The sequence below is a fragment of the Lamprobacter sp. genome, from assembly GCF_034860625.1.
Lineage (GTDB): Bacteria > Pseudomonadota > Gammaproteobacteria > Chromatiales > Chromatiaceae > Lamprobacter.
Map to the genome: position 1 here is coordinate 1 of NZ_JAYESN010000630.1, position 909 is coordinate 909.

2 protein-coding genes are annotated in these 909 nt (G+C 67.8%); one reads left to right on the plus strand and one right to left on the minus strand.

Features of this window, described 5'->3' with window-relative positions; genetic code table 11:
• A partial coding sequence (locus tag VBE63_RS30360) for a hypothetical protein (protein ID WP_323686683.1) occupies positions 1 to 345 on the plus strand: 345 nt, incomplete at its 5' end.
• Between the two features lie 80 nt (positions 346 to 425).
• Here VBE63_RS30360 and VBE63_RS30365 read toward each other — a convergent pair.
• Positions 426 to 776, minus strand: a complete 351-nt coding sequence (locus VBE63_RS30365) for a GDP-mannose 4,6-dehydratase (protein ID WP_323686684.1) — start codon at positions 774 to 776, stop codon at positions 426 to 428.
• Positions 777 to 909: the final 133 nt, after the last annotated feature.

Below are 909 nucleotides of genomic sequence, written 5' to 3' on the forward strand. Positions count from 1 at the left end.
GTCGCGGTTCCCGTTGATCAGCGCGTGATCCTGGCCGGCTGCCTGCCGCTGTTGGTGGCGGTGACGGCCAGTCAGATCGTCACCTGGTCCTCGCAGCTCATTCTGGGCGTCTGGGCGACGGCGGCCGATGTGGCGGTGTTCAATGCGGCGCAGCGCACCGCACTCTTGATCAGCCTGGTGCTGGTTGCGGTCAATAGCATCGCGGCGCCGAAGTTTGCCGCGCTGTCTCGGCTCGGCGAGCAGGAGGCGTTGCGTAAGACGGCGCTGCAGGCGACGCGCTTGATGCTGGGGCTGGCGCTGATCCCCTTTGCGCTGGTGCAGCTCGGCGTCTCTAGGTGGTGTTGATCCGGGCCTCTACCACGAGCCGATCTTGTGAGGTGTGGGTGGTGTGCTCGTCGCCTGTCTGTTTGCCGCCCTCGCGCGCATCATCCATGACCTGAACCGGCTGGTGGCGGCTGCGGTGCGGGGTCAGCCTGAGGATCGAGGCCGGGCAGAGGATTGATGGCCTTCGGGTCGATGGTCGGCTCGCGCAGCGGCGCAAGACAGCCGAGACGCTCACGGGCGCGGGAGGGGTCGCCGAGCAGGCGCAGGGTGCCAATGGCATCGACGTCGGCGGTGTCTTCGGGGGCTTCGTCGCTGACGGCGAGGTCGGATTGGGCGCGGAGGGTGTCGACCTCGTCAAGCCTTACCTCGGCGAGGATGCGGGTGAGGTTGGCGGTGGTGCTGTGGTGCCTGCCGTCTTGGCCGGTGATGAGCACCTTCTTGGTCACAGTCATCCTCCGGTTCGGGGTCCTTGCGCGATCCTTGGGGCCTGAGTCTAGCGCAGCTAGGCGTGGCGGTGCTGCGGGTGTGGGGCGGTTTTTGCGGCGGCGATGGTGCGCATCAGGCGAGCGCCGCAGGTGAGCCGGC